This is a genomic window from Pseudorhodoplanes sp. (assembly GCA_032027085.1).
In the GTDB taxonomy this organism is placed as follows: domain Bacteria; phylum Pseudomonadota; class Alphaproteobacteria; order Rhizobiales; family Xanthobacteraceae; genus Pseudorhodoplanes.
On the sequence record JAVSMS010000001.1, the window covers coordinates 404,790 to 428,243 of the forward strand.

Genomic DNA, 23,454 nt, shown 5'->3' on the forward strand with positions numbered 1-23,454 from the left:
AGAGCCCGGTGCGCGCTCATCATTTCGCCCCCACCCGCTTCGCACCGGGCACCCGCAATGCAATCCTTCCGCCGCTACTACGATCGCCTGCTTGAGGTGATCGCCTTCGTCCTCATGGTGCTGGTCACGCTGATCGTCGTGGCGGGCGTTATCTTCCGCTGGATGGGGCACGCTCTCGTCTGGTACGATGAGGTTGCCGCCATTTCGCTCGCCTGGCTCACCTATTACGTTGCGGCGCTCGCGGCGTTGCGCGGTGCCCATCTCGGCTTTGCCGGCTTCGTGAACTCACTATCCGCGCGATGGCGAGTGATTGCGACGTTCGCCTCATCGTTCATCTCCATCGGGTTCTTCGTGGTGCTGGGTATTGCCGGCTATCACGTAATGCAAGTGATCTCCGGCCTCACTTTGGTTTCCTTGCCCGATGTGCAGCAAAGCTGGGCGTCCTCCGCCATTCCGATTGGTTCGGCTCTCTTCGTCATCGCCGAACTCCTTCGCCTGCCCGACGCGATTGCGGAAGCGCGGCGCGGACCGCTGATGGATGTGGAGGTCAAGGAAGCGCTTGAGGAAGCTGGTGCGCTCCCCGCGGCCAACGGGGAGACGACGCGATGACTGCCACACTCCTCGGCATGGTCGTCGTACTGGTCATGCTCGTCATGATCAACGTGCCTATTGCGATCGCGCTCGGCGTGATGGCCATCGGCGCGATCGTGATCACGCAAGGCGCCCACATGCTGCCGAACCTCGCGCTCGTCATGTTCGAAGGCGCGACGAGCTTCTCGCTGCTCGCCATCCCGATGTTCATTCTGGCCGGCGCGATCATGAATTCGTCTTCGATCACACGGCGGCTTATGGATTTCTGCATGGCCCTCGTCGGTTTCATCCGCGGCGGGCTGGCGCACGTGAATATCGTGCAGTCGATGTTCTTCGCGGAAATTTCCGGCTCGGCAGTAGCCGACATCGCCGCAACCGGCCCGATCATCATGCCGGCCATGATGAAGCGCGGTTATTCGCGCGAATTCACCGCTGCCGTCACCTCCTCGTCGGCGAGCCTCGCCATCATCATCCCGCCGTCGATCCCGATGATCCTCTATGCGGTGATGGGAAACGTCTCGGTCGTGCAGCTATTCGTGGCCGGCATCATTCCGGGCTTTCTCGGCGGATTCGCGATGATGGGGATTTCCTATTATCTCGCGCGCAAGCTGGGCTGGCCTGTCGAGGATAAGTTCAATCTCTGCCGTGTGTGGGAGACCTTCAAGGATTCGGCATGGGCGCTGCTGCTGCCGATCATCATCCTCGGCGGCATCTTCGGCGGCTTCGTCACGGCGACGGAAGGCGCAGGGCTCGCCGTGGTGGCGGCACTGTTTGTCGCGGGAGTGATCCACCGCGACCTCGATTTCGCGCATCTCTACCGCGCAGCCATCGACGGGGCTGTCCAGACCGCCGTGGTAATGGTGCTGATCGCGACCTCAGCCTTGCTCGGCGTTTACTTGACCGAGCAGCACGTGCCGCAGACGCTCGCGGAGGCAATGCTCTCCTTCACGCAGAACAAATACGCCGTACTTGCAATCCTCAATGTCTTCTTCCTGGCGATCGGCCTGTTTCTGCATTCGGCCGCGGCGATCATTTTGGTCGTACCGATCGTGCTGCCGTTGGTGACCGCGATCGGCATCGATCCGGTTCACTTCGGCATCATCGTGACGCTGAATCTTGCCATCGGCCAGCAGACGCCGCCGGTGGCGAGCGTGCTGATCGCGACCTGCGCGATTGCAAAAGCAGACATCTGGGAAGTCACGAAGGTGAATGTGTGGTTCATCGCGACACTGCTTGCGGTCCTCCTGCTCGTCACCTACGTACCGTTCACTGCGATGGGACTGGTCGACTTCTTCTACCGCTAGGCCGCGGCGCGCGCTGCTTCTGCACTGACCGCCTACACGTTGACAACGTGCAGCGGATCACGCTCAGCGCGATCATCGATCTGGTGTGGTGGCACGCTCCATCGCGGCCTACATTGTGAAGCCCTGCCGTCAGGCAGTGCATTGTTCGTCAGTCTCCGGGCCAGCCTCGAAAAAGACGGGAATTACCTCGTAGTGATGAAAGACTGTCGGGTATTTTGAACGCCGAAGCGCGCATTCTCGGATTTTAGGAGTGGGAGCAAACATGCCCATGCTCTCCGCAATCCTCACGGCTGCGCTTCTGATCGGCGGCGCCGCAATCATACTCATTAGTTCCCTGGGATTGCTTCGGCTCCGAAACTTCTATCAGCGGGCTCATGCGCCCACGCTGGGGACCACGCTTGGCACGACCTGCATCGCGGCCGCATCGAGCGTCTACTTCTCGACGCTAGGCAGCCGACCTGTCCTGCATGAATTGCTGCTCGTCACATTTGTAACGGTAACCCCCCCATCACATTGATGGTCCTCATCCGCGCCGCCGCCTTTCGCGACAAGACAGAAGCTGACCAAACCTTGCAGCGCTGAGCGGAGAGAACGTCTTCCTGATCATCGCGCTGGCGGTACCGCAAGGATATCCACATTCAGCGAGCGCAGAGCGCGCTCTGTGACGCTCCCTATCAAGGCCTTGAGCAATCCAGACCGCCCATGCGTGCCCATTACCAGTAGATCGGGCCGCAAATCTGAAACGGCCCGGGAAATAACCTCCATGGCGTCTCCCTCCTCCACGTGGTGAAGCCAGCTTCTACGCTTGAGATCGTTTTCCACCAGGAACGTCGTCAATTGATTCATAGCCACTTGGCGCTCGCTCCCAATGTAGCTGTCGATGCTATCTTGGTCCGCGCCGGCGACGAACATCTTCCCCTTTGCCAGCGCCAGGAATGCATGAAGGAGCGTGGTGGGGTTGTCTCCAATCAATCCAATCGACAGCCCGACCCGGATCGCATGGGCCGACGATTCCGACATGTCGGTCGGAACCAGGACATTCTGATATTTCCGCTGTGCCTCGTGATTGACCATGAGCACTGGGAAGGAACCATTGCGGACCACACGCTCGATCGTTGTACCAACAAAAATGTCGAGCAGCAGCTGCTTGCGATGGGCCCCCATGACAATGAGATCAGCCTGAGTCTCCGCTGCTGCCCGCAATATCCCGTCGAAAGGATCGCCCGTGGTGACCATGGGGCGAGCGTCGACGCCATGCAGTTCCGTCATTGAGGCCACCTGCTCACGGAGCACTCGTTCGGCCTCCCTCGTCTCCACGCGGATCAACTCTTCTGGTTGGTCGTCGTCCACCACATGGACGACATGCAATTGGGCATCGCCGGACTGCGCCAACAAGCCGGCCTGGCGCAAGGCGCGGTTCGAGCGAGTGGAAAAGTCAGTCGCAGCGAGAAACTGCATGGGCGTCCTACTCCCCGCTATCTGGAATTGGCATTATAGGAACACCGCGACTGCTCGCGCGAGAGCAAAACGTCCTGCTTCAAGCGTGTTTCGACGTGAGCGGGCTGAAATCGATCGCATGAGTAGTGCCGCATGGCCACTTGAACCGTCCCACATCTTCAACAAAATCAACCTCGCTGTCGCGATCGATTTACCTCTGCCGATTGATCGATTGTGTCGGCCCATTTCTGAACGGAAGATTGAGCAGGCTCAGGACTTTCTAAAGTCCAATACTGTCCAGGCACCGAAATCCTAAAATCGATTTATGCGAACGACGTTAACAGCGTCAATTTAGAGTTTATGATAGGACAGCATCCTCAATCGGTGTGCGCAAATCCTGCAAACACATCATATTCCGAAATGGGATTGCAGACATAGTGGATCGCCTCAAGATCGGGCGCCAGATAAAGCCGGGCCGCCCTTGTCCTATCGAGCGACACGAAGTCTCCGATAATGCGAACATTGTGCGTTACCATGCAAAAGCCGTCCTCGCGGCCCAGCGTCTGGAATCGGTCATATTCTGCCTTCGCCGCGATGTCATGCCGTGAGAAGGCGAAAGGGCCGCCCGACCACGGCCATCCCGCGCGCGTGAAGTCTTTCCGATAGGCCGAAGCCGCAGTCCAGGCGCTCATCGCTGCCGGCGCACCGAGTTGACGCAGGGTATCCCGCAGCGCCTCGGCGTCCGGAGCCTCGAACAGACAAAGGGAGCACATGCCGTTGGCGGCAATTCCGTGGATGAGAGGGCGGCAGCCGTGCAGGTCAAGACACCAGCGGCTGCCCTTCTCCTGTGCGAGAACATCCGAGATCCTCTTGGGGCTGTCATATTCTGTTTCAAAGAGGACGGGGACCATCAGACCTTTCCTCGGCGATCTGTGAAGCAAGGACGCCTCGTGCCCTCGCCAGCGCCCATTTTCCAAGGCCGCCAGCGGCGAGTGCGTTCAACTGGTCAATCCAGCACTGCCTGTCCTGATCGTTACCGTCGGCGGTCTCAATCAGAATTGAGAGTGCACGCGCCTGACTACTCGGCCGATTGAGCGCGCTCGACGCTTCCAGCGCCTCCTGCGCAAGTCGGCGCGCCTGTTCGACATCGCCCTGCTTGAGCAAAAGATGTGCGGCCGTCGCCGCGGTAAAGCTCAATCGGTGCTTGGAATCGGCGACCCGCAATGCCTGCAAGACCCGCTCGAAAGCATCGAGCCCAACCGCCGGCGAGCGCGCATAACGACACAATTCGTGCAGCGCGGCAGCAAAAGGCTGCTCGCTACCTGGCCGGATGCGTCCAGCCAGGTCAGAGACCTCGTCGCATAGCTCGAAAGCGCTGTCGAAACTCTCGTTTTCAATTTCCATCATTGCCAGATGCTCGAGCGCAAGAAATTCGCTCAGACGATCTCCCTGCTGCCGGGCCAGCAGGCGCGCATGCCGAAACTGCTGCCGCGCTTCATCGAACTGTCCCTTGTAGAAGGCGAGAAGCCCGTTCGCGTCAGCGATGGCGTTCGAATTCGTCTGCGCTCGCCGCCCGAGGTCGTGCGCCTCAAGCACAAGTGCTTCCGCCATATCGAGGTCACGCTCCAGCATTGCCAGGCATCGCGCGGCTTCGGCGAGCGCGGTGACTCGCTCGGCATCGTTCGCCGTGCGGCTCAGCAATTCGGCATGCAGCGTGTCGTGCCGCGCGTCCGACCAGGCACCCTTTTCCCAGCGGATGTCCGCCAGCATCTTGTAACAACGCCAAGCATAATCGGGGCGGCCAAAATCAAGCGCGGTGCCCGCAAGCTGCTCAAGTCGCGCGGAAAAGGTTTCGATATCGTGGAGCGGCCGAGCACGCAATTCGATCTCGGCAATCTCGATCAGGCGCTCGCTGCGTACAGGGTCCGCAAGCGTCTCAAGGTAATGCTGGCCGCGCCGGGCAAGCTGCAACGCATCGGCATGAGCAAAAAACCGAAGGGCGTTCCGGGCCGCCTCGATGCAGGCCTTGGCCGCCATTCCGGCGTCGCCGCCGGCGGAGGCATGATAGGCAATATCGAACGGCCCGAACGACGCCTCTTGCATCAGCTTCGCGATCTTCAGATGCATCAGGCGACGCCGCGGCTCCGACAGGCCGGTATAAATCGCCTGGCGAACCAATTCATGGCTAAAGGAATAGTTTCTGCTCCCGCCGGGTGCGAGCATTTCCCGGCGCTCCAGAATTTCCAGTGCGCTCACGAAATCTTCCGGCTCGAATCCGACAAGTTTCTGAAGCAATGCGGCATCAGGCTCAGGTCCGAGCACGCTCGCCCAACGAAGAACATCCGCCGCCGCCGCAGGCAAACGCTCTTGCCGCTCGCGCACCAGTTCTTTCAGGGAGTGAGGCAGAAGCTCGGGCCGCTCTGTTAGACTGCGGGCAAGCTCCAGCGCATAGAGCGGATTTCCGCCGCTCATTGAGACGATGTGGCTCACGTCGTTCTCGCGGCCCGTGGTGCGTACAAGCAGCTCGATGTCTTCTGCACTGAGTGGAGCAAGACGCACATGCTCGACAGCATGCTCCCGATAAAGATTTCGAAGCAAGGATTCGACGGCCGGGTTGTCCGGCAATTCGCCTTCGCGCGCGGCCAGGACGACTATCAGTGGCGCGTCCTGGCATGCGCGCATGACGTAACGAAGCAGCTCGGCCGAGGTCTCATCCATCCATTGAATGTCTTCGAAGATCAGGAGCGCGGGGCTGCGCTCTTCACCGGACACTTTGGCGGCCATCGCAGCGAACAGCCGCTGACGCCCGAGAGCTGCATCACGTTCCGTGTCCGTCGCCGGTAATTCTCCGAGCGCCTCGACCCACGGCGCATAAGCAGCGCCCAGACGGGAATCGTAGCAGCGGCCCGCTAGCACGCGGATGGCGCGGCTACGGCCATAGTTGGCCAGTTCGACGATCAGACGGCTTTTGCCGATGCCCGGCTCTCCAAACAATGTAACAACTTTCGCGCCGCCCGTGTTGGCCGCCTGATTGAGCGTATCGATCATTTGCCGCAGCGACGCATTGCGGCCGACGAACGGCAAGACGCCGGGCTTTCTCGGCTGTGCCGGCGCGGCCCACTCGATCGCCGAAGCAGTGGTCGCAGCGGCTTGCTTTTCGCAATCCTTGAGAATCGTTCGCCAATTTCGTCGCAAGCGATCTGCGCTGACATCGCTCAGCTCGCGAAACAGCCTCTCCGCGGCCTCGAACTGGCTTTCGGCTTCCTGCCGCCGGCCCGTGACCGCGAGCAGGCGCAGAAAATCCATCCTCGCTTCTTCATTGAACGGATCGGCATGAACCAATCGCCGCACATAGGATAACGCTGCCTCAGCATCGGATTCATGCCGGAGGCGCAGTTCCGTCAGGATCCGTGCGTGCAAACGATGCAGTTCCTCCCGCTCCGCCACACACCATGACTGGAAATCGTGGCTGTTGGGAAGATCGAGACCTTCCAGAAATTCGCCGCGGAAACTGTCCGCCGCCTCAACTAGGCGGGCAGTTTCAATTTCGCCCAATTGTCCGAAATCGAGCGCGCGCAAGTTCAGCAAATCGACGTCGCAACGGGCCGCATCGAAAGCAACCGTGTCGCGGTCCGCGATAATCCGTATCGCTGCCTTGTCGTCGACAATCGCGCGCAGGCGGCTCAGACTCCACCGTAACGATCCGCGCGGATCGTCGGGCACTTCCCAGAAAATTGAACACAATCGGTCGCGCCGCTGAGGCCGCGCCGTTACGACGAGATAGGCAAGAAGCGCCCGCGATTTCCTCGATGGCGGAAGCTCGATACGCGCGTCTCCGCGCAGGACTTCGAGTTCTCCCAGAAGGCACAATGTGAGCTTGCCTGCCTTCGCCTGCATGCGTGCATCCCTTCGGATTTCGGCTTCACTTTTAGGAGGCGCGCGGCTCGCGGGCAAGAATTCGGATGCCGCCATTACCCTTTCCACGCGCTTTCCCACCACCGTTCACACGGTTGGACGACGGCGTCACGGACCCTCGACGCCCCTCCCTTGAACCTTCTTACGAGCATAAATCGATGAATCTGACCACGAAGATTGCGCTTGCCGCGGGCATGCTGATGCTCGGCGGCGCGGCGCTTTCGCAACTGGCCTCCGCTGCGCCCGCTGCGCTTGCGCGCGGATGCTTTGAACTCGTCGAACAAATGACGAACGAATGCCGGCCTGCGAAGGGATTGCGGCCAGCGCTTCCTTTCCACGGGCGCTCTCATGCCCATTCACACGCTTCCCCCGCACAAGGCCGAGCGGCTCATGAGAGTCGAACCAGCCCATTAAACGCACAAGGAGCATGAATCATGAATGCACACGCGAAGGTGCCCCGCCCGCCGCTCAATGGCGTGGATACGCCCGCGCTTCTGAACACTATCGGCGTTGTTGCCGGACAGCCCGACCTGGCGAAATTCCGTTTCAAGGCGGAGAATGAATGGATCGCCGGCACCCACAGCCGCAGCGCCCTGTACTCCTTCTACGGCGCCGGCGGCGATCAGGCGCACAAGGCGACCTTCACCGCCGAAGGCGATCATCCGGCCGTTCTGTGCGGCGCGGACAATGCACCGACCCCGGTCGAGTGGCTCCTGCACGCGCTCGCCACCTGCATCACGGCCGGTATCGGCAATATCGCTGCGGCCCGCGGCGTGAAGCTGACGAAAGTCCGCTCCAAGATCGAAGGCAACATCGATCTTCGGGGAATCCTTGGCATCTCAGACGAGGTGCGCAACGGGTTCCAGAACATCCGGGCGGATTTTGAAATCGAAGGCGATGCACCGCCGGAGACGCTCCGGAAGATCGTGGAACAGTCCCGCTCCCGCTCGGCCGTGTTCGACGTGCTGACCAACGGCGTTCCCGTCACCGTCAGCGTGAAGGCGGCCTAGATCGTTTCGGAAAGAAGGAAGTCATGCGGCTCATCGACGTCGCCATTATCGGCGCTGGACAGGCTGGATTAGCCATGTCCCGATGCCTCGCGGTTCTTGGCATCGGCCACGCGATCTTCGATCGCGGCCGGGTCGCGGAACGCTGGCGGACCACGGCGTGGGATTCCTTGCGGATGCTGACGCCGAACTGGATCAACGGTCTGCCCTGGCAGCCTTATGACGGCGCCGATCCGCATGGCTTCATGACGCGCAACGAAACCATCGCATTCCTGGAGCGCTACGCAGCCAGTTTCGGCGCGCCCGTATTCGAGCGGACTCCGGTTATGTCGCTGGCGGCGGACGGCTCCGCATTCCGCCTGCAAACGCCGGATGGCGCATGGCGAGCACGCGCGGTCGTGGTCGCCACCGGTCACTGCGACCGCGCTTTCATACCCTCGATCGCCGGTCGGCTGTCCGTCGACATCGCCAGTCTCCATTCGTCCCAGTACCGCTCGCCGGGCGTGATCCCGGACGGCGGCGTGCTAGTCGTGGGTTCATCTCCGTCCGGCTTGCAGATCGCCGAGGAGCTGCGCCGGGCAGGACGCAAAGTGATACTCTCATCGGGCGCGCATACCCGCGTGCCGCGCCGCTGGCGCGGGCACGACATTTTCTGGTGGCTCTCGCGGCTCGGCAAGTTCAGCCAACGCGCAAGCGAAGTGGCCGATCTCGATGCCGAAATCCGCCAACCGAACGTACAGCTCGCCGGCCGGCCGGACCATTCCGATTGCGACCTGCCGCTCATGCAGGCGCTGGGCATTCGGCTTGCCGGGCGGGTCGACGGCGTCGAAGGCGGGCACGTCTTCTTCCGCGACGATCTCGCGGAATCGGTAACCTCCGCCGATCAGCGGATGGCTCACATCCTTGCCGCCATCGACCGTTTTGATGGTCGGCCGACGAATATCGGCAACATCGATTTTCGGCGCGTCGATCTCGCAGCCAACGACGCACCGCACATGCTTTCACTCAGAAACGAGAATATTCGCACCGTGATCTGGGCGACGGGCTTCCGCCGGGCTTTTCCCTGGATTGACCTGCCGGTCCTGCGGCAGGATGGCGAAATCCGTCAGACCGGCGGCGTCACGGCCGTGCCCGGCCTTTACACGCTTGGCTTCCGCTTCCAGTGCAAGCGCGATTCCCATTTCTTCGGCGGCGTCGGCACGGATGCGCTGGAGATCGCAGGCCACGTGGCGCGCTTCCTCGGCGCCTCCCTGCGGCAAGCCGCCTGAGCGGCCTCAATTCACACGGCCGATAACACGCTCGTTTCCATGTCTTGCGGCCAGAAGCAGCGGCCAATGGCGCGCTTTGCGCCGGCAGCATCATGGAGACATCAATGAACAAAGCAATCGCCACATGGCCGGCATCGGCTCTGCCTCGTGCCGCGGACGCGATTATCCGCAGCATCGACTTCATCCGCCGCGAGTGGCGCGTCTATCACACCGTCCGCCAGCTGGACGAGATGCCTGACTATTTCTTCCGCGATGTCGGCATGTCGCGCTCCGAAATCACGTCGATGATCCGTCACGGCGATCTCGACAAGACCCGCCATCGCCGCCGAAGCCAAGGAAAGAAACGATGACCATTCATCATTTCCCGCACAATCTTCAGTCCACGGGGACAACGGGTTCGCTGGTCCTGGCCCTGCATTGCTCCGGCAGCGTCGGCGCGCAATGGAAGCCGTTGCGTGAGCGCCTGGGTGCACACCATGCTGTCGTAGCACCCGATCTGATCGGCACACGCCGGACCGGCCACTGGGATGGCGGCGAGCCTTTTGCGCTAGCAGACGAGGCTGCTCCGCTCATCAAAACGATCGACCGTCACGACGGCTCAGTTCATCTGGTCGGACACTCCTATGGCGGCGGCTTGGCACTTCATATCGCGGCCATCCGCCCGGAGCGGATCGCAAGCCTCACGCTCTATGAGCCAACGGCCTTTCATGTCCTCAAGGAGATGGGAAACGCCGGCAGTGCCGCCTTTGCCGAGATCGTCCAACTCGCTAGCGCGATTCGCGCGGCGGCTGCGCGCGGTGAATTCGACGGCGCGTCGGAGCGCTTCATCGACTACTGGAACGGCGAAGGTGCCTGGCGCGGCATGAAGCCTGCGCTCCGCGCGCAGATCGCAGATTACATCCCCAAGGCTGGCCTCGATTTCGCAGCACTGTGCGAGGAAGACACCCCAAGTTCGGCTTATGCACGTTTCCGCTTCCCCGTCATGATCATGCGCGGAAGCGCATCACCTCGCCCCGCGCTGCGCGTCGCGGACTATCTCGTACACCGCATCGCGGCCGCCATCCGTGCCGACTTGCCGGGCGCCGGTCACATGGGACCGGTCACGCACCCCGACCGGGTCGCTGATTGTTTCGCTCGTCATATCGAGAGCGCACCGGAGGCGGCTTTCCACGGCGGCTCTCACGCGCTCGCACACGTCGGTCTGCGATAGCGCACATGGCCGCACCATCGCGGTCAAATTTCAGGAGAATGTCATGGACCTCTACGTCATTCGCCGCCGCACCGCGTGGGGCAGCGCATCCGAGTTGCAGGCAGCCGCTGAACGATCCGGCCGCATCGGCAACGAACAGATGGCCGACCGTGTCCGTTGGATTCGCAGCTACGTTGTCAGCGAACCGGACGGCCGGCTCGGCACCATCTGCATCTATGAAGCACGAGACGCGGATTCAATCCGCGAACATGCGCGCCGTGTCGGGATGCCCGCCGACGAGATCCTTCCGGTCAGGGACACCGTGGTGGTACGCGCCGACCCGCTGGCAAAAAATGCAGCCTGATAGCGCACAGGGAGAGCCGCCGTTTCGGCTCTCCCTCAAATTCAGGCGCAATCCGAAGGAACGGTCCTGACAACAAGAAAGGCGGGGCTGCCGGAATAGCCACCATATTCTACTGCTTTGAGAGCAGGCTTATCCGCCCAATGCGGCGGACCGCCATACGGATCAGCAAATGCTTTGCAATAATCTCTTCTCGCCCCTGGCGCAAAAAAATCCGGCAGGTGGATTCAAGCGGACTAACGATGCGTTGTCGTGGCGCGAACAGCGCGCGGGTAAGGTCCATTATGGAATATTCTCGCCACCAGGCCGTGCACCAAGCCCCCAAAGAATATCATTCAAACATCAAGGACGAATAAATTCAGGGCAACCGTGTTCCTGAATTCATCGATTCTGATTTTCCGCCGTAACGCCGCTATGGCATTGAGCGTAGCGCGGTCAGCAGTCGTCTCATCACCAGTCAGGGAGCTCCGAGCTCCATGGTCAGAATCTTGCGGCAGAACTTCGCAGCGGGAGACTTCGCTCTCCCTGGCTTCCCATCAAGTCAAGGACTCTTGCCGCTTGCCGCTCCCCCACGCGCCGGCTTGGTAAATTGCCACTCCACCGGCACCGAACCATGGACTACGCGGCGGACTTGATCGGCACTGACTGGCTGGCACCGCAGTGCAGATCGCGCCCTGCTCCGCCCAAATTCCCTTCAAACAGGGACTTTTGCAGGGAAATTCTGCAAAATGCTGCCCTCCTAGAGACTCCCGGGGGCAAATAGCTCCTAGATCAGTAGGTTATTAGATTTTCCCTACGCGCAAGAACAGGGAATTCTCAGAACAGGAATAGGGAATGAAAGCAAAGGATCAGGCAATTTTGGTAAGCGTGGTTATTGCCGACCCGAAACGTTGCGCTCGACACTCATTTCTTGATTTCGAGCCCGCCGGCAGCCGATGATTCAAACTGGAACCATTGCTTCGATCTCACTTTCTGCATGAGCTCCTGGTCGATATAGGGCGCAACAAGCGACTTGAACGCATATTCGTTCGTCTTGTATTCGTAGCGGCAGTTTTTTGCTCGGCTTTGCGGCAGGTATCCCAGCGTAACAACGTCTCCAAACAGCTCCTGGTCAAAGCCATAAGCCATGCAGAGCCGGCTGAAGAAGCGCTGCGCCGGCAATCCGTGTGTATCGGCCATCAGGCGCATTTCCGGCGCTTTTTCCTGCTCCTCAAGCGCCTCCTTGCCACTCAGGAACGAGGCGCCGAGGATCAGCCGCCGCGCATCGTCCTTTGCAAACTGCAGGAGGGCATAGCTCGCGAAATAGTCCGCGGAATCTTCCTCGCGGCCGAAGAATGGAATTTCCAGCACTTCGAGAACCGCATGACCGGCTTCGTGCAGGAAGACATCGACAGCCGGCCCAATGAGCGCGTCACGCGGCGTCAAGCCCATCTTCTCCGCCTTCGGCGCCTGCTGCATCACCCATTCAAGATATTCGTAACAAATCTGAATCGCGTCATCCCAGAAGGTGGCGTTTATGACGCCGTCGCACCCCCTCAGCTTGAGCGTAACCTTGATGGGAAATCGCAATGGCGACAGAAACTCCTGAAATTTCTCCAGGATCTGAATCATTCTCAGGGCGTCATAGAGCGGCCGATGCGCCGGGTTCTTCGGCTCGACATATTCATAGTCGAATTGGTTGGTCTTCAGTGAAGAAGCCGGGAGAAGCTCGTGCGCGTGTACGGGCACAGTGGGAAAGCTCAAAATGAGCAACATCAGTAGGCCGATATGGACCCATCTAACGCCCTGGTCCCTGCCAATCATCGGCGCCCCACTGCCAGCTATTTGCATCCTAGTCGCGCCGCGGCCACCTGACCGCGGCGCAATCGATTTGCCGAGTCTCAGCCGGAGCCGGCCGCCGCCCTCACTTCTTTCCAGGCGGGTTTTCCGGACGTGCGCCGGGCGGATTTTCCGGACGTGCGCCAGGCGGATTTTCCGGGCGTGCTCCGGGCGGATTTTCCGGGCGTGCGCCGGGCGGATTTTCGGGACGAGCTCCGGGCGGGTTTTCCGGACGAGCTCCGGGCGGATTTTCCGGTCGCGCTCCCGGCGGATTTTCGGGACGTGTCTGAGCAGCAACCGGAGCAATGCTCACCACCGCGAGCAACCCCAGGATTGCCGATAGACCCAAGATTTTCTTCATCAGCGTTTCTCCTCACACTCCCTGCAACGGAGCGGTCTCATTCCGTATGAAGAAGGGGCCAGCTCATCAATAAACATCTGGTATCGGGCATTAACACCTAGGTCTATGGAGACGGCCTCCGCTTCAGCTCGTCGTCATTGACCGCATTCAATGACCCTCCATGTAGATGTAGTTTTGCCAGCTTCGCATCCGCAAAAGGATTTTGCGCAGCAGGGAGACATGATGGAAGTAATGCGTGTATATCGCTGCCTCGCCTGAGGAGCCGAGCGGTATCTGATAAGGCGCGACGTCCTCCACCAGATCAAGCACAGCGACCGCACGGCCGCCGGGCAAGCGTGCGCCGAAATCCTGAAGCGTGCCAGTCGCCTGCATCTGGCCAGCTGCGATCGCATCAACCACGCCGCTCACTCTGGCCTTGAAGACCCGGCCAGGCACCGCCTCGAACAGCATTTCAGCCTCATCACCTGTTTTCACGCGTTGCAACGTGTTCTGCTGGAAGGCTGCGAGAATGCGCCGGTCCTGAGGCGTATCGTGCACAAAAACCATGACCGGACGAAGCGGCATGGCCACGGTGTACATGCCAGGTCGCAAGGCAAGTTGCGTGACAAATCCCCCCGTCGGGGCGCGCACGGTCGCCTGTTCGAGATCGTATTCGGCGTCCGCCAGTTCCGCTTGCAGGCGCGCAACGTTGGTGTTTACACCGCCAATCTCGGACGTATATGCGAGGCGTGTGCGCTCCTCCCCCGCGCGCGCCGCACTTAGCGTCTGCCGCGCTGTTTCCAGATTGCGCGAAGCGGTATCGAGCGCGGCCTGCGCAACAACCTTTTTCTCAAACAGGTCTGCCTGTCGATCATATGTTTGCTGCGCCAGCTCGAACTGCGCTTTGGCCCGCTCCGAATCCGCGGCTGCCTGATCAACCTGCGCCTTGAGCTGCTTCACGTTCTGCTCGGCTTCGGCCAGAACTGCTTTTTTCTGATCGACTGCAAACTGATAGGGTTTCGGGTCGATGCGGAAAAGTAAATCTCCCTGTTTGAGCGGCTTGTTCGCTTCGACAGGAACCTCAATCACCCTGCCCTTTACAGCCGGTATGATCGGTGTGACAGCAAAATGAATGCGAGCATTCGACGAAAACGGATGGTTATAATTCATTACCAGAAGAAGCAGCGCAATGCCGACTATACCGCCCAGCGTTGCAGTCGCCAGCGTCCACTGATTCACGGGAATGCGGAAAATCTTGAATGTTGCGTAGCAAAACGCGACATAAATTAGGATGAGTAGCAGATCCATTACCGACCCTCCAGCTTGCGCTCAAGGACCGCGACACGATCTTTCAACTCTGCGATTAGAGATTCCGAAGCGTCTGCGGCTCCCCCTGATCCGAAGCCCCAGCCTCGCTCCGGGCGATAAGCCATCGCCCAGATCCAGAGAAATGGCCAAAGTGCGTGCAAGGTGAACAGGCTCACCCAACCGGCGGCGTGGATCGCATCCTGATGCGGATGATTGCGGGATTTCGCGATAATGTGAGGGATGTCGTGGATGGCAATGATGCCGTAAAAGATCACAATGACCACAAAAAAGAGAATACCCAGCGCAAAATAATTGAGAAACGGGTCGCCGATCATGTGCTTGTCTCCGGCACCCCGGCCGCGCACAATTTGCGCCGACTCCGTCCTTGGGCCTCAACAGATGCATCTTAGACGGAATATGGAAGACTGAGAGCAGCTATCCAAGTATATTCAGTTTATATGAAGGTTTGTCCGATCAGGAAAACTGGGCCGACCAGCGGTTCTGTAACGACAATCCCGCGCATTTGGCGAAAGTGTCATGGATGCCTCGCGCTGCGGAATTTTTGCAAAAACGTCAATTTTGAAAGATTATCATATTTTAGTGCTGCCGGCCAGTTTTCTCGGGATCCATGTGCTGCGTTTCGGAGTGTAATCCTATGAACAAGCAGAAGCCGAACAATGCCGGCGAACAGCAAGAGATTCCGCCAACCATCTACATTGTTGACGACGATGACGCCTTCCGAGACTCATTGGTCGGCCTGTTCAGATCGGTCGGGTTGCAGGCTCGTTCCTTCAGATCAGCAAAGGATTTTCTGGAAGACAAGCAGGCTGACTGCTCTGGTTGCCTTGTGCTTGACGTAAGACTTCCCGGCGTGAGCGGTCTTGATTTTCAAGCGGAATTGGAGAAGACGGGTATCCATCTCCCGATCGTATTCATCACCGGCCATGGTGATATCCCGATGTCAGTGAAGGCCATGAAAGCTGGCGCAATCGAATTTCTGACAAAACCCGTTCGCGAACAGGATCTGCTAGATGCTGTACAGACTGCAGTCGAGCGCAGCAGAATACAGCGGCAGCATCAGAAACATCTTGAGGACCTAAAGAAGAAGTTCTCAGAGCTTACAATTCGAGAACAGGAGGTCTTCAGGCTCGTCGCGGCTGGCCTCATGAACAAGCAGATTGCCGCGGAGCTTGGGGTCAGCGAAATCACGGTGAAAATCCATCGCGGCAACATGATCCGCAAAATGGGCGCCAAATCTCTGGCGGACCTGGTACGAAAAGCGGATCTGCTGAATCTCGGTGGAAGCTATCCTTTAACAGCCAAAACGACACTGTGATTTGACGCATACCATTGTTTATTTCCTGCCGTATAATGCATAGTTGAAACGCCCCTGAAGGAGGCCTAGGAGCTAGCCGGTGAACCGGTCGCAGGATTTTTGACGTGGGCCAATCGAAGCATATCTCGATTATTGACGATGACTATGCAGTCCGCGAAGCGACGAAGGGCCTGCTACGGTCGCTGGGATATACGGCAGTGACCTTTGACTCAGCCGAGTCCTTCTTGAGTTCAAATGAGCTATTGGAAACCTCATGTATCATCACCGATGTCCGGATGCCCGGCATGGGCGGACTCGGGCTGCAGAATTTTTTGATCGAAAACGGCTACACACTACCGATTTTATTCATCACAGCCTTTCCCGACGATCAGACAAGAAAACTGGTCCTCGACGCCGGCGCGAGCGGCTATCTGGTCAAGCCATGCGACCAGAATCGCCTCATCACTTTTATCGAACAGTCATCGCAGCGCTAGCGTGCGAGCGGTGTGTCGGCCCGTTCGATAAACCGGCTATAGTTGCCCGCCGCCCGGCACCAGTTCGCATTGCTGCAACTGCAACGTCCATCAAACCAAAGCGCGACTTTGTCGCCACACGACTTTTTTGCATACGCCTGAAAACCGGAGATGACTTGCAGCAACGTCGCCGCAACATCCTGCCGTGCACCAGCACTGGACATTACGTAACGCGCAACCTGGCGCGCTTTCTCCTGCATGGCGGCCGCATTTGACGCCACATCCAGCGTGTCGCCAATGATCAATTCGACGTTGTCGAAGATTGTCGCACCGATCAATGTCTGATTGTCGAGTATTGGAGCTTTGGTCGGCCTCTGGGCGCGCTTTTGAGCCAATGCCGGCTTGAACAGTGTCTTGATGGTCATGAGACGCCGGATTGCCTCCGCTTGCGCTGGGTCGCCAGACACCTTAATTGCGCCCAGCAATCTCGCTTTATCTGAATGCAGCATGATGCGCGTGGCATCATTAGGCACCTTCACATTCGAACCCGCCTTGACCAACGCAAAGGTACCGGACGGTTTCAAGGGGAAGGTCTGCGGGTTGATATTGGCGATCTCGCTTCCCCATTCATCCATAATCAAAACGGAGAAGCGCCGGCCATCGATTTTCGGAATTTCGATGATGACGGGAATATGATCGTCAACTGCGATCCAGGCCGTGTGAAGCGCAATCTCGCCGGCTGCTTCGCTTCCGGCTTTAAGGGGCTCAAAGATGAACCTGTTATAGGAACGGTCCCCTCTCTCAATATCTGCACGTTCCTGATTAAGCATCAGCAAACGGCCGAGAAGGTAGACATAGGCTTCAGAAACCGTCTCTTCGTCCGGTCTGACAATTGCGGCGTCCACCTGACGATCGCGTATTGACGATGCGCCGCTGGCGAATGCCACCGGAGCGAGGATCAGCAGGCAGGTTGCAGCCAACAGCATAAGGAATTGATGTTTCATGACTTCCGCCCAGCCTAGATCGGCGCATATTAATCTTCGTTCGCGCACGGAGCCGAATGCCTGAGTATAGCTGCTTCAAATCAAAGTATGCTGTTCTCGCACGGCAACCGCTCTTCCTGCCGCTTCACGGTCATTCGCCTGACGCCGGCAGCGTTTCCATTTGTGTCAGCGTCCGCAGCAGAACTTCGAAGATAATCGCGGTGGACCACCCGAAAAGAAGGATACCGTTCATTGCGGTCATGGGACCGAGCAGCCGCCACCGCTCGACCGGGATCACGTCGCCATATCCGAGGGTCGTGTAGTTGACGAATGCAAAATAGACGATTTGCACATCAGGAGGCACGGCATCGATCATCTTGTAGACGACGGACCAGAGAAGTATTTCGCACGTGTGAGCCATCATGAGACTGACAATGACGGCGACCATGATGCCGCTCAGGCTGACGGACGAATCGGCTCGAATACAGGCCGATGCTCTGCGACCGACCCGAACGACAGCGGTCATGAAGATGGAGTGAACCGCAATATTGCAGATGCTTGCGACCGCTCCGAGAAGAAATTGGCTTAGCATGTTGTGCTCCCTTCTGAGAATTGTTGTCCAAGGATGACAATCTCAGACCTCTTTGGTATCGTTGCGCGCTCGTGATGCATATTTGACGAGACCCGACATGCTGCGAATCACTGTTCTGAGTTGGCTTGTCGCCATGCTCGGCATGCCTGCCGATCCCATGAGAGTCGCTGCACAACAGCCCTGTAATCCTGTCATCGACGGCACATATTGCGCAACGCAAATAGGGAAGCCCGCTCAGCCAGGAACGGCGGCGCGCAGCCTCCCGGCGATTGAAGGCATCGCCGGCGACCTCTTCATTGAGCAAAACGATTCCGTGACCCTTGGGGCAATCACCTTCCAGGGCGACCGGTCTCGCTGTATCGGCCTCCTTCGAAGAAGCAATTGCAGCTAGGAAACGTACGAACATGCCACGTCTGCTATACGTGCTAAGTCTACTCCTGGCCGCCGAGACAGCTCTGGCTCAGGCCGACCAAAATCGCACCATCCAGCAATATGAATGCAAGGACGTGATCAGGGACAGCGGCGCCAATCGGGATGTAGCGATCGCATTCCTGCACGGTTTTCTCCTTGGGACGTCGGGCGGATCCTCGTTCAATCTTGCGACTCTCCATAAACAGAGCGACGCGTTCATCGAACGGTGTCTGGACAATCCCAAGGAGAAGGCCGTCGACGCCATGTCCGCCGTGAAGCAATAGCGGCAGTTGGGGCGCTTAATAACCGTTTCAGGCCCGTGTTTCGACCGACTGCGCTAGCGCATCGTGACGGTCATGCCGCTAAGGTCGAGATTGGCCATGAGTCCCACCTGCTTGCCCCGCAGGGTCAACACGACGCCATTGGCATTTCGCATCTGAATGGCGCGCGCTCCGCCGGCAATCGCTGCGCCGGCGCCGATGGCCGAATAGACGCCCTGGATATCCGAAGCACGTCGTAAATTGGAAGCCGTTCCCACAAAATCAGTTGCCGAGCCGCCAAAGACGAGACCGGCGCTCAGGCCGCCGACAGCAAGCGGATAGGTCTTGCCAGCAAAGGTCAGCGTACCGTTGCCTGCCTGCGCGCCAATGAACCAACCACCTTTCACGATGCTAATTCGTACTTGCCCGGTCTGGGCCAAAGCCGGCGCCGACACTACGGCCAGCCCAAACACACAGAGAGCGACGGAAATCCATCGGCGAATTGATGCAGGCATCGTTGCATTCCTCCCCTGAGTCATTCGTTGCAGAACCACGATAGTGATCGGCTCGACGCAAGCGAACTAAACCTTCGTTTAGATTTGGCAATACAATGCATAGTTCAGTGCCGTTTGGCCGGCTCCTAAGATTTGTCGGCTTGATCGAGGCCGGCTCCAAACAATGGACCAGCTCGTCTGTGCCCGACGCGAATGAACATCCGCCGTCCATTCTTTACAGGTAGAGCACCATGCCAAACGCCGCCGATATCCTCCCGACCGCGAAAGACTTCATGAAGAAGCTGGCACTCGCGGAAGCCGAAGAGGCCTCCAAGGAGGCTAAGAAGCTCGCCAAGATCGAAGCGGAGAAGAAGGCCTTAATCGACAAACTGTCCGCGCCGTCGGGTCTTTCCGACGAGGAAGCTATCCGCCGCGCCGTAAGGATCATCGAAGGCGCGGTGAAAAACGGTCTTTCCGAGGTGCGCGTCTATCGCTTTCCAAACACGATGTGCACCGACAAAGGGCGCGCCATAAATCAACAGGAAAAGGGCTGGGAGCAAACGCTGACCGGTGTTCCTAAAGAAATCTACGAATTATGGGACCGCCACTTCCGCTCGAAGGGATACAAGCTGCGCGCGGAGATTATCGACTTTCCGGGTGGCGTTCCAGGAGATTGCGCCCTGACATTGTCGTGGAGCTAGACGTATCCGCGCGCGCCTGCTTCGGCGCATCACACGCATCTCAATGCTGTAGCGCGAGAGTATCGCCCGACTAAACCAGTGTTCAATTCAAGGCGGGACGTCCGTCCCGCAGATTGCACACGTCTCGATGGCTTTATCCCAAGAAACAGTTCAGGGAGTCACACATGTCCAAACGCCAATTCGCCGTAATGACCATCGCGCTGACGTCCTGTGCGTTCATCGCGATGCATGGTGTCGCATCGGCGCAAAGCACCAAGGCGCAGAACACCAAGCCCAAGAAGGTTACCTATGAGCAGGCCTGGAAGCTCTGCAAGCAGGCGCTCAGTAAGGAAAGCCATTCCATTCTCGACACTAACACGCGCTATCTCCGCGGCGGGGCTTGCATGGCGAAGTATGGATACAGCTTCTAGCGCCCATGTTTCCCACGCGTCTTGAGAGCGCCTGAGACCGGCCGGTTGGCCGTAAAGGCACTTCATTTGGGACGCTGCCGGCCAATTCCTGAGTCGTGCCGTCCCTGTGAGAAGGAAATGCAAGATGTCCATGACAGCAGTGAAGCTCCCGGAGAAGGACTCCGACGCGTGGCGAAACTTCAAAGTCGGCGACTGGTGCAGAAAAATCGATGTTCGAGACTTCATTGTCCGCAACGCAGCCCAGTATCTCGGGGATGAGACGTTTCTTGCGCCAGCCTCCGAGCGCACGCAGGTGGTCTGGGCCAGGCTCCAGTCCCATTTCCAGCAGGAACGCAAGAAGGGCGTTCTTGCTGCGGACGGCAAAACGCCGTCGACCATGACCGCTCACAAGGCCGGCTATATCGACAGGAACAACGAAGTAATTGTCGGGCTTCAGACCGACGAGCCGTTCAAGCGCGCCATATTTCCGTGGGGCGGCCTAAAGATGGTCGAGGCCGGTCTCAAGGCCGCGGGCTTCGATCCCGATCCTGGCGTCGGCGAGACGTTCACAAAGTACCGCAAGACGCACAATGACGGTGTCTTCGATGTCTATACGCCGGAAATCCTGCGATGCCGGAAGTCCGGCATCATCACGGGCCTGCCGGACGCCTATGGCCGCGGTCGCATCATCGGCGACTATCGCCGCGTCGCGCTGTACGGCGTCGACCGGCTGATCGAAGCCAAGCGCGTCGAGCGCGAGCAAGTCAACGACATGTGGCCTTCGGACGAGATCATCCGCGTGCGCGAGGAACTGGCCGAGCAGACCCGCGCCCTCGAAGACCTCAAGAAAATGGGAGAGATATACGGCTCTGACCTCTCCCATCCCGCGACGGACGCACAGGAAGCGTTTCAGTGGACCTATTTCGCCTATCTTGGCGCCATCAAGGAAGCGAACGGCGCAGCGATGTCGCTGGGACGCGTGTCGACCTTCCTTGACATCTACATCGAGCGCGACATGCGCGAGGGCACCCTCGACGAAGCCGGCGCGCAGGAATTGTGGGATCAGCTTGTGCAGAAGCTCCGGATTGTCCGCTTCCTGCGCACGCCCGAATACGACGCGCTGTTCAGCGGAGACCCTTATTGGGCAACCGAATGCGTCGGCGGCATGGATCTTAACGGCAAGGCGCTGGTGACAAAGAGCAGCTACCGCATGCTGCACACCCTGACCAATCTGGGACCGGCGCCGGAACCAAATATTACGGTCCTGTGGTCAAAACACCTGCCGGAGAATTTCAAGCGCTATTGCGTCAAGGTCAGCAAAGAGACCTCCTCGCTCCAGTACGAAAATGACGACTTGATGCGCCCTTACTGGGGTGACGACTACGCGATTGCGTGCTGCGTGTCAGCCATGCGCCTCGGCAAGCAGATGCAGTTTTTCGGGGCGCGCGTGAATCTCGCCAAGGCACTGCTTTACGCGATCAATGGCGGGCGCGACGAGATTTCCGGTGTGCAGGTTGCACCACCCACTCCGCCCATCACAAGCGACATCCTCGACTTCGACGAAGTCTGGGCGAAACTCGATACAACGATGGAGTGGCTCGCCAGGACCTACGTGCATGCGATGAACTGTATCCACTACATGCATGACAAGTATTTCTACGAGCGACTTGAGATGGCGCTGCACGACCGTGACATCCTGCGCACCATGGCTTTTGGCATCGCGGGCCTGTCTGTCGTTACAGACAGCCTCTCCGCGATCAAGTACGGCAAGGTGCATGTCATCCGTGACGATACCGGTCTCGCCGTCGACTACAAGACGGAAGGAAAGAACCTTCCGCAATATGGTAACAACGACGACCGGGTGGACTCGATCGCCGCCGATCTCGTGTCTCGGTTCATGCAGAAGGTCAGGAAACACCCGACGTACCGCAATGCCACACACACACAAAGCGTTCTGACGATCACTTCGAACGTCGTCTACGGCAAGGCAACAGGTAACACGCCGGATGGGCGGCGCAAGGGCGAGCCATTCGCGCCGGGCGCAAACCCGATGCATGGTCGCGACAGCCATGGCTGGCTCGCTTCATGCCTGTCGGTCGCCAAACTTCCTTACGGGGATTCGCTCGACGGCATCAGCTACACGGTGTCGGTCGCCCCGCAAAAGGCCCACCTTTCGGAACAGGAGCTCATCGACGCGGCCGTCAAAGCGTTCGACGTGTATTTCGCAAGTGGAGGTTTCCACATGAACCTCAACGTGATCGACAAGGAAGTGCTCGAGGACGCAATGAAGAATCCGGACAAATATCCGCAGCTGACAATCCGCGTGTCCGGATATGCCGTGAACTTCGTCCGTCTGACACCTGAGCAACAGAAGGATGTGATCAGCCGGACCTTCCACGGGCAGGTCTGAGAGGAGGCTGGTCATGTCGCATCTGGGTTATATCGAGCCTGGCAGCCGGCACGATCTGCGCGTCGGGCAATCCCCCGACGCGCCGGACGAAAGCGCAATCAGGGGTGATGAGGAAGGCGGTGCATACGGCTACGTGCACTCCTATGAAACTTCGTCGCGCTATGACGGTCCTGGTCTGCGAGTCGTCCTGTTTGTATCCGGCTGTCTTTTGCGCTGCACCTATTGCCACAACCCCGATACCTGGCATCTGAAGGACGGGACTTACGTCGCGTCAAAGGACATCCTTGGTCGGCTAAAGACTTTCGCGCCTGCATTGCAGGCGCTTGGCGGAGGGATCACGATCTCGGGTGGAGAGCCGATGGTTCAGATGGCCTTCACCAAGGGCATCCTCGCCGGCGCCAAGGAGATGGGTCTGCACACAGCCATCGAGACATCCGGCTTTCTTGGCGATCGCATCGATGACTCATTCCTGTCGGCGCTCGATCTTGCCTTGCTCGACATCAAGAGTTCGAACCCGGATATCTATCGCAAGGTCACCGGACGCGACCTCGCGCCGACGCTGCGGTTTGCCGAACGTCTGGCACGGATCGGCAAACCAACCTGGGTGAGATTCACGCTGGTCCCAGGCCATACCGACGATCCCGAAAATGTCGACGGGATCGCCCGGTTCGTTGCGCCCATGAGGAATGTCGAATGGGTGGAGGTGCAGCCGTTCCACCAGATGGGCGCCTTCAAGTGGAAAGCGATGCATCTCGACTACGCACATTCCGACACGCCGACTCCGACACCCGACCTGATCAATCGCGTGATTGGGCAATTCAGGGCTGCAGGCTGCAATGTTCGATGAGACCTTTGTGCTTTCGATAAAGCGATTTTGCCGGGAGGGGA

The 23,454-nt window shown here is 58.9% G+C and carries 25 protein-coding genes; 16 read left to right on the top strand and 9 right to left on the bottom strand.

What is annotated here, in order from left to right:
* Window positions 1-57: 57 nt before the first annotated feature.
* The 3 genes from RO009_01985 (at window position 58) to RO009_01995 (ending at window position 2,412) form a co-directional block, all read left to right on the top strand.
* A complete protein-coding gene (locus RO009_01985) occupies window positions 58-609 on the top strand; it encodes a TRAP transporter small permease (protein MDT3683797.1) in 552 nt (183 codons plus the stop codon).
* Complete coding sequence (locus RO009_01990; GenBank protein ID MDT3683798.1) at window positions 606-1,895, top strand: TRAP transporter large permease; 1,290 nt, start codon at window positions 606-608, stop codon at window positions 1,893-1,895. The genes RO009_01985 and RO009_01990 overlap by 4 nt, the downstream gene beginning before the upstream one ends.
* 268 nt (window positions 1,896-2,163) lie before the next feature.
* On the top strand, window positions 2,164-2,412 hold the full coding sequence (locus tag RO009_01995; protein MDT3683799.1) for a monovalent cation/H(+) antiporter subunit G: 249 nt from the start codon (window positions 2,164-2,166) through the stop codon (window positions 2,410-2,412).
* 86 nt (window positions 2,413-2,498) lie between these two features.
* Here RO009_01995 and RO009_02000 read toward each other — a convergent pair whose 3' ends face one another.
* The 3 genes from RO009_02000 to RO009_02010 form a co-directional block, all read right to left on the bottom strand.
* Window positions 2,499-3,353 carry a universal stress protein gene (locus tag RO009_02000; GenBank protein ID MDT3683800.1) on the bottom strand — a complete coding sequence of 285 codons (855 nt, stop codon included), beginning with the start codon at window positions 3,351-3,353 and terminating at the stop codon, window positions 2,499-2,501.
* A gap of 356 nt (window positions 3,354-3,709) precedes the next feature.
* Complete coding sequence (locus RO009_02005) at window positions 3,710-4,243, bottom strand: hypothetical protein (protein ID MDT3683801.1); 534 nt, start codon at window positions 4,241-4,243, stop codon at window positions 3,710-3,712.
* The gene (locus tag RO009_02010; GenBank protein ID MDT3683802.1) at window positions 4,224-7,229 is read right to left on the bottom strand and encodes an AAA family ATPase; all 3,006 of its coding nucleotides are present in this window, start codon (window positions 7,227-7,229) and stop codon (window positions 4,224-4,226) included. The genes RO009_02005 and RO009_02010 overlap by 20 nt, the downstream gene beginning before the upstream one ends.
* A gap of 452 nt (window positions 7,230-7,681) precedes the next feature.
* On the opposite strand from RO009_02010, the gene RO009_02015 reads away from it, so the two are divergent.
* From RO009_02015 to RO009_02035, 5 genes are all read left to right on the top strand, one after another.
* Window positions 7,682-8,257 carry an OsmC family protein gene (locus tag RO009_02015; protein ID MDT3683803.1) on the top strand — a complete coding sequence of 192 codons (576 nt, stop codon included), beginning with the start codon at window positions 7,682-7,684 and terminating at the stop codon, window positions 8,255-8,257.
* Window positions 8,258-8,280: 23 nt separating this feature from the next.
* A complete protein-coding gene (locus tag RO009_02020) occupies window positions 8,281-9,522 on the top strand; it encodes an NAD(P)/FAD-dependent oxidoreductase (GenBank protein MDT3683804.1) in 1,242 nt (413 codons plus the stop codon).
* A gap of 104 nt (window positions 9,523-9,626) precedes the next feature.
* Window positions 9,627-9,872 carry a DUF1127 domain-containing protein gene (locus RO009_02025; GenBank protein ID MDT3683805.1) on the top strand — a complete coding sequence of 82 codons (246 nt, stop codon included), beginning with the start codon at window positions 9,627-9,629 and terminating at the stop codon, window positions 9,870-9,872.
* A complete protein-coding gene (locus RO009_02030; protein MDT3683806.1) occupies window positions 9,869-10,732 on the top strand; it encodes an alpha/beta hydrolase in 864 nt (287 codons plus the stop codon). Before RO009_02025 ends, RO009_02030 begins: the two co-directional genes overlap by 4 nt.
* Before the next feature lie 43 nt (window positions 10,733-10,775).
* Window positions 10,776-11,075 (top strand): DUF4242 domain-containing protein, encoded by a 300-nt coding sequence (locus tag RO009_02035; protein MDT3683807.1) that lies wholly within the window; start codon window positions 10,776-10,778, stop codon window positions 11,073-11,075.
* A 900-nt stretch (window positions 11,076-11,975) separates the two neighbouring features.
* Here RO009_02035 and RO009_02040 read toward each other — a convergent pair.
* The 3 genes from RO009_02040 to RO009_02050 all read right to left on the bottom strand — a co-directional run bounded on the left by RO009_02040 (window position 11,976) and on the right by RO009_02050 (window position 14,873).
* A complete protein-coding gene (locus tag RO009_02040) occupies window positions 11,976-12,827 on the bottom strand; it encodes a DUF4344 domain-containing metallopeptidase (protein ID MDT3683808.1) in 852 nt (283 codons plus the stop codon).
* A 571-nt stretch (window positions 12,828-13,398) separates the two neighbouring features.
* Window positions 13,399-14,538: an HlyD family secretion protein gene (locus RO009_02045; GenBank protein MDT3683809.1), complete on the bottom strand. Its 1,140-nt coding sequence runs from the start codon at window positions 14,536-14,538 to the stop codon at window positions 13,399-13,401.
* The gene (locus RO009_02050; GenBank protein ID MDT3683810.1) at window positions 14,538-14,873 is read right to left on the bottom strand and encodes a DUF3302 domain-containing protein; all 336 of its coding nucleotides are present in this window, start codon (window positions 14,871-14,873) and stop codon (window positions 14,538-14,540) included. Before RO009_02050 ends, RO009_02045 begins: the two co-directional genes overlap by 1 nt.
* A 320-nt stretch (window positions 14,874-15,193) precedes the next feature.
* On the opposite strand from RO009_02050, the gene RO009_02055 reads away from it, so the two are divergent.
* Both RO009_02055 and RO009_02060 read left to right on the top strand, forming a co-directional pair.
* Entirely contained in the window at window positions 15,194-15,874 is a 681-nt protein-coding gene (locus RO009_02055) for a response regulator transcription factor (protein MDT3683811.1), read from the top strand.
* A gap of 104 nt (window positions 15,875-15,978) precedes the next feature.
* Entirely contained in the window at window positions 15,979-16,347 is a 369-nt protein-coding gene (locus tag RO009_02060; protein MDT3683812.1) for a response regulator, read from the top strand.
* Here the strand turns inward: RO009_02060 and RO009_02065 are convergent.
* Both RO009_02065 and RO009_02070 read right to left on the bottom strand, forming a co-directional pair.
* On the bottom strand, window positions 16,344-17,330 hold the full coding sequence (locus RO009_02065; GenBank protein MDT3683813.1) for a DUF1254 domain-containing protein: 987 nt from the start codon (window positions 17,328-17,330) through the stop codon (window positions 16,344-16,346). The genes RO009_02060 and RO009_02065 overlap by 4 nt on opposite strands.
* A 130-nt stretch (window positions 17,331-17,460) precedes the next feature.
* The gene (locus tag RO009_02070; protein MDT3683814.1) at window positions 17,461-17,901 is read right to left on the bottom strand and encodes a potassium channel family protein; all 441 of its coding nucleotides are present in this window, start codon (window positions 17,899-17,901) and stop codon (window positions 17,461-17,463) included.
* Between the two features lie 97 nt (window positions 17,902-17,998).
* Between RO009_02070 and RO009_02075 the strand changes: the two genes are divergently transcribed.
* Both RO009_02075 and RO009_02080 read left to right on the top strand, forming a co-directional pair.
* Window positions 17,999-18,292, top strand: a complete 294-nt coding sequence (locus tag RO009_02075) for a hypothetical protein (protein MDT3683815.1) — start codon at window positions 17,999-18,001, stop codon at window positions 18,290-18,292.
* A 13-nt stretch (window positions 18,293-18,305) separates the two neighbouring features.
* Complete coding sequence (locus RO009_02080; protein MDT3683816.1) at window positions 18,306-18,596, top strand: HdeA/HdeB family chaperone; 291 nt, start codon at window positions 18,306-18,308, stop codon at window positions 18,594-18,596.
* 53 nt (window positions 18,597-18,649) lie between these two features.
* Here RO009_02080 and RO009_02085 read toward each other — a convergent pair whose 3' ends face one another.
* Window positions 18,650-19,012 (bottom strand): hypothetical protein, encoded by a 363-nt coding sequence (locus tag RO009_02085; GenBank protein ID MDT3683817.1) that lies wholly within the window; start codon window positions 19,010-19,012, stop codon window positions 18,650-18,652.
* A 305-nt stretch (window positions 19,013-19,317) separates the two neighbouring features.
* Between RO009_02085 and RO009_02090 the strand changes: the two genes are divergently transcribed.
* The 4 genes from RO009_02090 to pflA all read left to right on the top strand — a co-directional run bounded on the left by RO009_02090 (window position 19,318) and on the right by pflA (window position 23,413).
* Entirely contained in the window at window positions 19,318-19,767 is a 450-nt protein-coding gene (locus RO009_02090; GenBank protein ID MDT3683818.1) for a hypothetical protein, read from the top strand.
* Between the two features lie 164 nt (window positions 19,768-19,931).
* Entirely contained in the window at window positions 19,932-20,177 is a 246-nt protein-coding gene (locus RO009_02095) for a hypothetical protein (protein ID MDT3683819.1), read from the top strand.
* Window positions 20,178-20,301: 124 nt separating this feature from the next.
* Window positions 20,302-22,566 carry a formate C-acetyltransferase gene (gene pflB / locus RO009_02100; protein ID MDT3683820.1) on the top strand — a complete coding sequence of 755 codons (2,265 nt, stop codon included), beginning with the start codon at window positions 20,302-20,304 and terminating at the stop codon, window positions 22,564-22,566.
* Window positions 22,567-22,579: 13 nt separating this feature from the next.
* Complete coding sequence (gene pflA, locus RO009_02105) at window positions 22,580-23,413, top strand: pyruvate formate-lyase-activating protein (protein MDT3683821.1); 834 nt, start codon at window positions 22,580-22,582, stop codon at window positions 23,411-23,413.
* The last annotated feature ends 41 nt before the right edge of the window (window positions 23,414-23,454 follow it).

Bases quoted from the DNA above. Each gene is read 5' to 3' on its own strand.
- RO009_02000 (MDT3683800.1), bottom strand. From the start codon at position 3,353: ATGCAGTTTCTCGCTGCGACTGACTTTTCCACTCGCTCGAACCGCGCC.
- RO009_02010 (MDT3683802.1), bottom strand. From the start codon at position 7,229: ATGCAGGCGAAGGCAGGCAAGCTCACATTGTGCCTTCTGGGAGAACTC.
- RO009_02005 (MDT3683801.1), bottom strand. From the start codon at position 4,243: ATGGTCCCCGTCCTCTTTGAAACAGAATATGACAGCCCCAAGAGGATC.
- RO009_02030 (MDT3683806.1), top strand. From the start codon at position 9,869: ATGACCATTCATCATTTCCCGCACAATCTTCAGTCCACGGGGACAACG.
- RO009_02050 (MDT3683810.1), bottom strand. From the start codon at position 14,873: ATGATCGGCGACCCGTTTCTCAATTATTTTGCGCTGGGTATTCTCTTT.
- RO009_02035 (MDT3683807.1), top strand. From the start codon at position 10,776: ATGGACCTCTACGTCATTCGCCGCCGCACCGCGTGGGGCAGCGCATCC.
- RO009_02055 (MDT3683811.1), top strand. From the start codon at position 15,194: ATGAACAAGCAGAAGCCGAACAATGCCGGCGAACAGCAAGAGATTCCG.
- pflB (MDT3683820.1), top strand. From the start codon at position 20,302: ATGTCCATGACAGCAGTGAAGCTCCCGGAGAAGGACTCCGACGCGTGG.
- RO009_02090 (MDT3683818.1), top strand. From the start codon at position 19,318: ATGCCAAACGCCGCCGATATCCTCCCGACCGCGAAAGACTTCATGAAG.
- RO009_01990 (MDT3683798.1), top strand. From the start codon at position 606: ATGACTGCCACACTCCTCGGCATGGTCGTCGTACTGGTCATGCTCGTC.
- pflA (MDT3683821.1), top strand. From the start codon at position 22,580: ATGTCGCATCTGGGTTATATCGAGCCTGGCAGCCGGCACGATCTGCGC.
- RO009_02015 (MDT3683803.1), top strand. From the start codon at position 7,682: ATGAATGCACACGCGAAGGTGCCCCGCCCGCCGCTCAATGGCGTGGAT.
- RO009_02020 (MDT3683804.1), top strand. From the start codon at position 8,281: ATGCGGCTCATCGACGTCGCCATTATCGGCGCTGGACAGGCTGGATTA.
- RO009_02040 (MDT3683808.1), bottom strand. From the start codon at position 12,827: ATGTTGCTCATTTTGAGCTTTCCCACTGTGCCCGTACACGCGCACGAG.
- RO009_02070 (MDT3683814.1), bottom strand. From the start codon at position 17,901: ATGCTAAGCCAATTTCTTCTCGGAGCGGTCGCAAGCATCTGCAATATT.
- RO009_02075 (MDT3683815.1), top strand. From the start codon at position 17,999: ATGCTGCGAATCACTGTTCTGAGTTGGCTTGTCGCCATGCTCGGCATG.
- RO009_02080 (MDT3683816.1), top strand. From the start codon at position 18,306: ATGCCACGTCTGCTATACGTGCTAAGTCTACTCCTGGCCGCCGAGACA.
- RO009_01995 (MDT3683799.1), top strand. From the start codon at position 2,164: ATGCTCTCCGCAATCCTCACGGCTGCGCTTCTGATCGGCGGCGCCGCA.
- RO009_02095 (MDT3683819.1), top strand. From the start codon at position 19,932: ATGTCCAAACGCCAATTCGCCGTAATGACCATCGCGCTGACGTCCTGT.
- RO009_02025 (MDT3683805.1), top strand. From the start codon at position 9,627: ATGAACAAAGCAATCGCCACATGGCCGGCATCGGCTCTGCCTCGTGCC.
- RO009_01985 (MDT3683797.1), top strand. From the start codon at position 58: ATGCAATCCTTCCGCCGCTACTACGATCGCCTGCTTGAGGTGATCGCC.
- RO009_02065 (MDT3683813.1), bottom strand. From the start codon at position 17,330: ATGAAACATCAATTCCTTATGCTGTTGGCTGCAACCTGCCTGCTGATC.
- RO009_02045 (MDT3683809.1), bottom strand. From the start codon at position 14,538: ATGGATCTGCTACTCATCCTAATTTATGTCGCGTTTTGCTACGCAACA.